The organism is Aeromonas sp. ZOR0001, from assembly GCF_000801015.1.
In the GTDB taxonomy this organism is placed as follows: Bacteria; Pseudomonadota; Gammaproteobacteria; order Enterobacterales; family Aeromonadaceae; genus Aeromonas; species Aeromonas veronii.
Genome location: NZ_JRJY01000005.1, coordinates 53,255 through 62,230, shown reverse-complemented (window position 1 = coordinate 62,230; position 8,976 = coordinate 53,255). Strand labels below are relative to the sequence as shown.

Annotated in this window: 8 protein-coding genes; all 8 read left to right on the top strand. The window is 60.8% G+C overall.

Features of this window, described 5'->3' with window-relative positions:
- Window positions 1-203 (top strand): hypothetical protein (locus L972_RS21695; RefSeq protein ID WP_156127035.1); only part of this gene is annotated, 203 nt, incomplete at its 5' end.
- Between the two features lie 100 nt (window positions 204-303).
- Complete coding sequence (locus tag L972_RS00820; protein ID WP_047434425.1) at window positions 304-708, top strand: NADH-quinone oxidoreductase subunit A; 405 nt, start codon at window positions 304-306, stop codon at window positions 706-708.
- Window positions 709-737: 29 nt separating this feature from the next.
- Entirely contained in the window at window positions 738-1,412 is a 675-nt protein-coding gene (locus L972_RS00815; protein ID WP_005344917.1) for a NuoB/complex I 20 kDa subunit family protein, read from the top strand.
- A 2-nt stretch (window positions 1,413-1,414) separates the two neighbouring features.
- The gene (gene nuoC / locus L972_RS00810) at window positions 1,415-3,220 is read left to right on the top strand and encodes an NADH-quinone oxidoreductase subunit C/D (RefSeq protein WP_047434421.1); all 1,806 of its coding nucleotides are present in this window, start codon (window positions 1,415-1,417) and stop codon (window positions 3,218-3,220) included.
- 80 nt (window positions 3,221-3,300) lie between these two features.
- A complete protein-coding gene (gene nuoE / locus L972_RS00805; protein WP_021231426.1) occupies window positions 3,301-3,843 on the top strand; it encodes an NADH-quinone oxidoreductase subunit NuoE in 543 nt (180 codons plus the stop codon).
- On the top strand, window positions 3,840-5,225 hold the full coding sequence (gene nuoF / locus L972_RS00800; RefSeq protein WP_043823885.1) for an NADH-quinone oxidoreductase subunit NuoF: 1,386 nt from the start codon (window positions 3,840-3,842) through the stop codon (window positions 5,223-5,225). The genes nuoE and nuoF overlap by 4 nt, the downstream gene beginning before the upstream one ends.
- A 41-nt stretch (window positions 5,226-5,266) precedes the next feature.
- Window positions 5,267-8,005, top strand: coding sequence for an NADH-quinone oxidoreductase subunit NuoG (gene nuoG, locus L972_RS00795; RefSeq protein WP_047434415.1), 2,739 nt, complete (start codon window positions 5,267-5,269; stop codon window positions 8,003-8,005).
- Window positions 8,002-8,970, top strand: a complete 969-nt coding sequence (gene nuoH / locus L972_RS00790) for an NADH-quinone oxidoreductase subunit NuoH (protein ID WP_005344904.1) — start codon at window positions 8,002-8,004, stop codon at window positions 8,968-8,970. The genes nuoG and nuoH overlap by 4 nt, the downstream gene beginning before the upstream one ends.
- Window positions 8,971-8,976: the final 6 nt, after the last annotated feature.

The window sequence follows — 8,976 nt, the reverse complement described above, 5'->3', positions numbered from 1 at the left end:
TCAGTTATTACCTAATGGATTACTACAACTGGCGGCGTCCACATTGCCACAATGACGGGATGCCACCAGCAAAAGCCGAAGAACGGCCTAACCAAGTGTCCGGATTTAGTTGGACCACTACGCTTTCCAGACCTTTATCGCCCACCATGACCAACAAAAAAGTGCGCTTCTTAACAAAATTTAATTACCGGTTAACCGATTAATAATTAACCCGTAAAAATGACATGTAAATCAGTGCGAAAGTGTCATAATGCGTAACATTATTGTTAAGTCGCTTGATTAATTTGGTTAGGAAAAACCTCTATGTTTGCTGATATTTCTGCTCAACATTGGGCTTTTGCCATTTATGTCATCGGAGCCATCACCATCTGTCTGCTGATGATAGGTCTCGCCGCCCTGCTGGGAGGTCGCGCCTACGGCCGCACCAAGAACAAGCCATTTGAATCTGGTGTCGACTCAGTCGGCAGTGCCCGCCTGCGTTTTTCCGCCAAGTTCTATCTGGTCGCCATGTTCTTCGTCATCTTCGACGTTGAGGCGCTCTACCTGTTTGCCTGGTCTGTCTCCGTGCGGGAGAGCGGCTGGGTCGGCTTTATTGAAGCCACCATTTTCATCGGACTGCTGCTTATCGGCCTGATCTACCTCTGGCGCATCGGCGCACTGGACTGGTCACCGCGCAAACCGCAGCTGAACAACAAAAACAGTGATTGAACCACAGACCCTTTCCTTGAGGTTGCACCATGAAGTACACCCTGACCCGGATTGACCCGGATGCACCCGTTGAGCGCTACCCCCAGGAGCAGCGCCAGACCGTCGATGACCCACTGGCGCAAGAAGCGACGCGCGGCATCATGATGGGCCGTCTCGAGGAGGTGCTGCAAGACACAGTCAACTGGGGCCGCAAAAACTCCCTCTGGCCTTACAACTTCGGCATCTCCTGCTGCTACGTGGAGATGTGTACCGCCTTCACCTCCCCCCACGATGTGGCCCGCTTCGGCGCCGAAGTTATCCGTGCCTCGCCCCGTCAGGCCGACTTCATGGTGATTGCAGGGACCCCCTTCATCAAGATGGCGCCAGTCATCCAGCGCCTGTATGAACAGCTGCTCGAACCCAAGTGGGTGATCTCCATGGGGGCCTGCGCCAACTCCGGCGGCATGTATGACATCTATTCCGTGGTGCAGGGGGTGGACAAGTTCCTGCCGGTCGACGTCTACATTCCGGGTTGCCCGCCCCGTCCCGAAGCCTTTTTACAAGCCCTGATGCTGCTGCAGGACTCCATCGGCAAAGAGCGCCGCCCCCTCTCCTGGGTAGTGGGCGATCAGGGGATCTACCGTCCCCAGATGCAGGCCGAAAAAGAGCGCAAGCGCGGCGAACGGATCAATGTGACCAACCTGCGCACGCCGGATGAGATCTGACCATGAAACTGACTCGTGATTTTCCCAGCAATTACGCCATGGCCCAGTGGCAGCCCAGCGACCACAAGGATGCCAAAGTCATTGGCGAACTGTTTGCCCACTTCGGGGCCGAGCACTTCACCGTGCAGACCACACGCACCGGCGTGCCGGTGGTCTGGCTCCCCCGCGAACTGCTGCAGGATGTGATGGACTTTTTGCGCAAGGTGCCCTCCCCGTTTGTGATGCTGTTTGATCTCAGCGCCACCGATGAGCGGCTGCGCAGCCATCGCGACGGTCTGCCCCAGAGCGATTTCACTGTCTTCTATCACCTCATCTCCATCGACCGTAACGCCGATGTGATGTTGAAAGTGGCGCTGGCCGAAAGTGACCTGCATCTGCCCACCATCACCAACCACTTCCCCAATGCCAACTGGTACGAGCGGGAAGTGTGGGATCTGATGGGCATCACCTTCGATGGCCATCCCCATCTGACCCGCATCATGATGCCCAAGAGCTGGCAGGGTCACCCGCTGCGCAAAGATTACCCGGCGCGCGCTACCGAATTCGATCCCTTCATGCTCGATGCCGCCAAACAGGACATGGAGCAGGAGAACCTGCTGTTCAAACCGGAAGAGTGGGGGCTGGCCCGCGGCAACGAGAATGAGGACTACATGTTCCTCAACCTCGGCCCCAACCACCCCTCGGCCCACGGCGCCTTCCGGTTGGTGTTGCAGCTCGATGGCGAGGAGATCCGCAACTGCGTGCCCGACATCGGCTACCACCATCGCGGTGCCGAGAAGATGGGCGAGCGCCAATCCTGGCACAGCTACATTCCCTATACCGACCGTGTCGAGTATCTGGGCGGGGTGATGAACAACCTCCCCTATGTGCTGGCGGTCGAGAAGCTGGCCGGCATCAAGGTGCCGCAGCGAGTCGACATGATCCGGGTGATGATGGCGGAGCTGTTCCGCATCCAGAGCCACCTCTTGTTCCTCGGTACCTATATCCAGGACGTGGGGGCCATGACCCCGGTCTTCTTCACCTTCACCGACCGGCAGAAGATCTACACCATCATCGAGGCGATCACCGGTGCCCGTATGCACCCGGCCTGGTTCCGTATCGGCGGTGTGGCCCACGACTTGCCGAAGGGATGGCAGCGGCTGGTGCAGGACAACCTGTTGAGCTGGTTGCCCAAACGTCTGATGGATTACGAAAAAGCGGCGATGCGCAACAGCATTCTGCGCGGTCGCACCATAGGCGTCTCTGCCTACACCACCGAGCAGGCGTTGTCCTGGGGCACCACGGGGGCCGGATTGCGCGCCACCGGCCTCAACTTCGACATACGCAAGTGGCGCCCCTACTCCGGTTACGATCAGTTCGACTTTGAAGTGCCGGTCGGCAGCAATGGCGATGCCTACGACAGAGCCACCGTGCGGATCGAGGAGATCCGCCAGAGCATGTCGATCATCGAACAGTGCATGAAGAACATGCCGGAGGGGCCGTTCAAGGCGGATCATCCCCTCACCACCCCGCCGCCCAAAGAGCGCACCCTGCAGCACATCGAGACCCTGATCAACCACTTCCTGCAAGTGTCGTGGGGCCCGGTGATGCCCGCTGCCGAGTCGTTCCAGATGATTGAGGCGACCAAGGGGGTCAACAGTTACTACCTGACCAGTGACGGCTCCACCATGAGCTACCGGACCCGGATCCGCACCCCGAGCTTTGCTCACCTGCAGCAGATCCCCTCGGTGATCAAGGGCAGCATGGTGTCGGACCTCATCGTCTATCTGGGCAGTATCGATTTTGTTATGTCGGATGTGGACCGTTAAGTGATCCGCCCTCCCGGCCATGGCCGGGAATTGGGATCGCCGGACGAGCAGTAAAAGGACAAGCCACCAAAGGTCAAGTCATGAGCCAGCAATGTCAGTGTCACAATAATCAGACCCCACAGGGGCAAGGGGCATGCAGCAGCAAACAGGACGACTTCGTTCTGAGCCAGGCTGAACGTGATGCCATCGAACACGAGAAACACCACTACGAAGATCCCCGCGCCGCCAGCATCGAAGCGCTCAAGATCGTGCAGCAGGCCAGAGGCTGGGTACCCGACGGCGCCATTCACGCCATCGCGGCCGAGCTCGGCATTCCCGCCAGCGACGTGGAGGGGGTTGCCACCTTCTATAGCCAGATTTTCCGCCAGCCGGTAGGCCGTCACATCATCCGCGTCTGCGACAGCATGGTCTGCTACATCAATGGCCATGAAGATCTGCTGGCCGGTCTCAAGGAGGTGATGAACCTCAGCCCCGGTCAAACCACCCCGGATGGCCGCTTCACCCTGCTGCCGGTCTGCTGCCTTGGCAACTGCGACAAGGGGCCAGCGATCATGATCGATGACGACACCTATGGCGGCCTCGATCCGGTGACCTTGCTGAAAACGCTGGAGGCTTACCCATGAGCCTGCCGCAGAACAAGATCCTCGCCTCTCTTGGCACCGCCAACCGCACGGCCCGCACCGCCGAGACCCACCCGCTCACCTGGCGGCTGCGGGATGACGGCCAGCCGGTATGGCTGGAGGAGTATCAGGCCAAACAGGGGTATGACGCCGCCCGCAAGGCGCTCGGCCAGATGAGCCCGGACGAGATTGTCAGCACCGTCAAGGATGCCGGCCTCAAGGGGCGTGGCGGCGCGGGCTTCCCCACTGGCGTGAAGTGGGGGCTGATGCCCAAAGATGAGAGCATGAACATCCGCTACCTGCTCTGCAACGCCGACGAGATGGAGCCCAACACCTGGAAAGATCGCCTGCTGATGGAGCAACTGCCCCATCTGCTGATCGAGGGGATGATCATCAGTGCCCGGGCGCTCAAGGCCTATCGTGGCTATATCTTCCTGCGCGGCGAATACGTTGATGCCGCCATCCACCTGCGCCGTGCGGTGGAAGAGGCCAAGGCCGCCGGTCTACTGGGCAAGAACATTCTGGGCTCCGGTTTTGATTTCGAGCTGTTCGTCCACACCGGCGCCGGCCGCTACATCTGTGGTGAAGAGACGGCGTTGATCAATTCGCTGGAAGGGCGCCGTGCCAACCCGCGCGCCAAACCCCCCTTCCCCGCCGTCTCCGGCGTCTGGGGCAAACCCACCTGCGTCAACAACGTCGAAACCCTCTGCAACGTCCCCGCCATTATCGGCAACGGAGTCGCCTGGTATCACGGGCTGGCGCTGCCGGGCTCGGAAGATCACGGCACCAAGCTGATGGGCTTCTCCGGCAAGGTGAACAACCCCGGGGTCTGGGAGCTGCCCTTTGGCATCACCGCCCGCGAGCTGTTTGAAAATTACGCCGGCGGGATGAAGAGCGGCTATCGCCTGAAAGCGTGGCAACCGGGCGGCGCGGGAACCGGCTTCCTGCTGCCGGAGCACCTCGATGCCCAGATGTATACCGCCGGTATCGGCAAGGTCGGCACCCGGATGGGGACTGGCCTCGCCATGGCGGTGGATGACTCCATCAGCATGGTGAGTCTGCTGCGCAACATGGAGGAGTTCTTCGCCCGCGAGTCGTGTGGCTGGTGCACGCCCTGTCGCGATGGCCTGCCCTGGAGCGTCAAGCTGCTGCGGGCACTGGAACGTGGCGAAGGGCAATCCGGCGATCTGGCGACTCTGGAACAACTCTGCGGTTTCCTTGGCCCAGGCAAGACCTTCTGCGCCCACGCACCGGGCGCCGTCGAGCCGCTGGCCAGCGCCATCAAATATTTCCGCTCCGAATTCGAGGCCGGGATCAAAGGCAGCGGTGATAACCGCAAGCCGGTCAAAGGGATCCAGCCCAATCTGCTGGGCGAGCGCTGGTAACGACACCACAGATTTCACAAAACAGGTTTCAGGGAAGTTGTATGGCAACCATTTATGTAGACGGCAAAGAGTACGAGGTAGACGGAGCAGATAACCTGCTGCAAGCCTGTCTGTCGCTGGGTCTGGACGTCCCCTATTTCTGCTGGCATCCGGCGCTGGGTAGCGTTGGCGCCTGCCGCCAGTGTGCGGTGAAACAGTATCAGAATGCCGATGACAAGCGCGGCCGTCTGGTCATGTCCTGCATGACCCCGGCCACCGATGGCAGCTACATCGCCATTGAGGATGAAGAGGCTAAAGAATTTCGCAAGAGCGTGGTGGAGTGGCTGATGACCAACCACCCCCACGACTGCCCGGTGTGTGAAGAGGGCGGCGCCTGCCACCTGCAGGACATGACGGTGATGACAGGCCACAACAGCCGTCGCTACCGTTTCACCAAACGCACCCACCAGAATCAGGAGCTGGGCCCCTTCATCGGTCACGAGATGAACCGCTGCATCGCCTGCTACCGCTGCGTCCGTTACTACAAGGATTATGCCGGTGGCGAGGATCTCGGGGTCTATGGTGCCCACGACAACGTCTATTTCGGGCGGGTCGAGGATGGCACCCTGGAGAGTGAATTTTCTGGCAACCTGGTGGAGGTCTGCCCCACCGGTGTCTTCACAGACAAGACCCACTCCGAACGTTACAACCGCAAGTGGGACATGCAATTTGCCCCCAGCATCTGCCAGCAATGCTCCGTGGGCTGCAACATCAGTCCGGGCGAGCGTTATGGCGAGCTGCGCCGCATCGAAAACCGCTTCCACGGCAGCGTCAACCACTACTTCCTTTGTGACCGTGGCCGCTTTGGCTATGGCTACGTCAATCTGGCCGACCGTCCGCGCCAACCGCTGCTCAAAGATGGCAACGACCAGCTGACCATCACAGTCGATGGCGCCCTCAACCGAGCCGCCGATGCCCTGCGCACGGCCCGCGACCTCATCGGCATCGGCTCGCCCCGCGCCTCGCTGGAGAGCAACTTTGCCCTGCGCGAGCTGGTGGGTGCAGACAACTTCTACGCTGGCGTCGAGCAGGCCGAGTGGGCCTGTCAGCTGAAGATGCTGCAGATCCTGCAACAGGGCGGCGTGCCGACTCCGAGCCTGCGGGACATGGAAGAGGCCGACGCCATTCTGCTGCTCGGCGAAGATGTCACCATGAGCGCAGCCCGTATCGCGTTGGCGCTGCGTCAGGCTGTCAAAGGCAAGGCCCGCGAGCTGGCCCGCAAGATGAAGGTGGATCTGTGGCAAGTCGCCGCCGTTCAGACCCTGGGCCAGAACGAGCGCTATCCGCTGCTCATCACCAGCCTCGACAACACCCGTCTCGATGACGTAGCGGCCGACAAACTGCACGCTCCCTACGCCGATCAGGCGCGCCTTGGCTTTGCCATCGCCAACCTGCTCGACAATGCGGCGCCAGCTATCGCCGACCTCTCTGCCGAGCAGCAGGCTCAGGCTGCACGCTGGGCCGAGCTGCTGGGCAACGCCAGGAAGCCGCTCATCATTGCAGGCTCCACTGCCCGCGATGTGGCGTTGCTTGAGGCGGCTAGCAACATTGCCCGCGCCCTGAAAGGCCGAGGTCTGGAAGCCAGCATCGCGCTGGTTGGCCAGGAGGCCAACTCGCTGGGTCTGGCCATGCTGGGCGCTCAAACCTTGTCAGACAAGTCGCTCGAAGCCGCCCTTGCGCGTATCGAGTCCGAAGAGGGGTTGGCACTGGTCACCCTGGAGAACGATCTCTACCGCCGCGCACCGCGCAACCGTGTGGATGCAGTGCTGGCACGCCTGCAGCACCTGCTGGTCATCGATCATCAGGATACCCGGACTGCACAAAAGGCAGATCTGATCCTGCCGGCCGCCAGCTTTGCCGAAGCCGACGGCACCCTGGTGAACATGGAGGGTCGCGCCCAGCGCTTCTTCCAGGTCTATGCCCCAGCCTTCTACAACGCCGATATTCAGGTGCGTGAAGGGTGGCGCTGGCTGGCGGCGCTGCAAGGCGCTCTTGAGCACACATCTCTGCGCTGGCAGAACTTCGATCAGATCAACCATGACTGCGCCACCAGCAATCCGATGCTGGCCACCATGCTGGAAGCTGCCCCCAACGCAGGCTTGCGCATCCGCGGCATGCGTCTGGCTCGTGAACCGCACCGCTACAGCGGTCGCACCTCCATGCTGGCAGATCAGAACGTCAGCGAACCGCGGGTAGCGCAAGATCCCGATTCCCCTTTCAACTTCTCCATGGAAGGGTATGCCGGTGCCCGCCAGAACATGCCGCAAGTGCCCTTTGCCTGGGCGCCGGGCTGGAACTCCCCCTCCGCCTGGAACAAGTTCCAGGATGAAGTGGGTGGCAAACTGCGCGCCGGTGATCCGGGTCGCCGTCTGCTGGAAGCAAGCGAAGATACCCTTGGCTGGTTTGCCACCATCCCCTCCCCCTTCAAGGCAGAGGATGCACTGCAAGTCGTCAATTATGCCCAGTTGTTTGGTGGCGAGGAGCTCTCCGCCCGCAGCCCGGTCATCCAGACCCGGATGAACGAGCCCGAGCTGGTGCTCAACCCCCAGGATGCGCAGCGTCTGTCCCTCAATGAGGGCAGTCAGGTCTCCTTCTCCTGGGGCGGGAGCCACTGGCAGTTGCGTCTGCGGCTGAGCGATCTGCTGAGTACCGGTCTGGTGGGGCTCCCCCTTGGGGTGAACGGCCTGCCGACAGCGCTGCAACAAGCCTCAATCACTAACCTGCAGGAGGTGATCGCATGAGCGAGTCGCTGATCGATCTGTTGCTGGAGGTGGGCAAGGCACTGATTGTGCTGGTGGGGATCGTGGGGGCTGGCGCCTTCATGAGCTTCATCGAGCGCCGTCTGCTGGCCCTGTGGCAGGATCGCTACGGCCCCAACCGGGTGGGGCCGTTCGGCCTGCTCCAGCTGGCGGCCGATATGATCAAGATGTTCTTCAAGGAGGACTGGATCCCGCCGTTCGCCGATCGCAGGATCTTTATCCTGGCCCCCATCATCGCCTTCACCGCCTTTATTCTGGCGTTTGCGGTGGTGCCCATCACCCCTACCTGGGGCGTGGCGGATCTCAACGTGGGGCTGCTCTACATCCTGGCCATCGCAGGGCTGGCGGTCTATGCAGTGCTGTTCGCCGGTTGGTCGAGCAACAACAAATACTCCCTGCTCGGCAGCTTGCGCGCCTCGGCCCAGACCCTCTCCTACGAGGTGTTTCTCGGCCTCTCCCTGATGGGGATAGTGATCCAGACCGGCAGCTTCAACCTGCGGGATATCGTCGAGGCACAGGCAGATTTGTGGAACGTGGTGCCCCAGATTTTGGGCTTTGTCACCTTCCTGTTTGCCGGTGTCGCCGTCACCCACCGTCACCCGTTCGATCAGCCGGAAGCCGAGCAGGAGCTTGCCGATGGCTATCACATCGAATATGCGGGGATGAAGTGGGGTCTGTTCTTCGTGGGCGAATATATCGGCATCGTGCTGGTCTCTTCGCTCATCGTGACCCTCTTCTTCGGTGGTTGGCATGGTCCCTGGCTGCCCCCCTTCATCTGGTTTGCCCTGAAGACCGCCTGTTTCATGGTGTTCTTCATCCTGTTGCGGGCCTCCCTGCCTCGCCCGCGCTTTGACCAGGTGATGTCGTTTGGCTGGAAAGTCTGCTTGCCGCTGACCCTGATCAATATGCTGGTCACCGCGGCAGTTGTACTGATAAGTACGCAGTGAGGCACT

Excerpts from the sequence above, each read along its gene's own strand:
- nuoC (WP_047434421.1), top strand. The coding sequence starts at position 1,415 with ATGAAACTGACTCGTGATTTTCCCAGCAATTACGCCATGGCCCAGTGG.
- L972_RS00820 (WP_047434425.1), top strand. The coding sequence starts at position 304 with ATGTTTGCTGATATTTCTGCTCAACATTGGGCTTTTGCCATTTATGTC.
- nuoH (WP_005344904.1), top strand. The coding sequence starts at position 8,002 with ATGAGCGAGTCGCTGATCGATCTGTTGCTGGAGGTGGGCAAGGCACTG.
- L972_RS00815 (WP_005344917.1), top strand. The coding sequence starts at position 738 with ATGAAGTACACCCTGACCCGGATTGACCCGGATGCACCCGTTGAGCGC.
- nuoG (WP_047434415.1), top strand. The coding sequence starts at position 5,267 with ATGGCAACCATTTATGTAGACGGCAAAGAGTACGAGGTAGACGGAGCA.
- nuoF (WP_043823885.1), top strand. The coding sequence starts at position 3,840 with ATGAGCCTGCCGCAGAACAAGATCCTCGCCTCTCTTGGCACCGCCAAC.
- nuoE (WP_021231426.1), top strand. The coding sequence starts at position 3,301 with ATGAGCCAGCAATGTCAGTGTCACAATAATCAGACCCCACAGGGGCAA.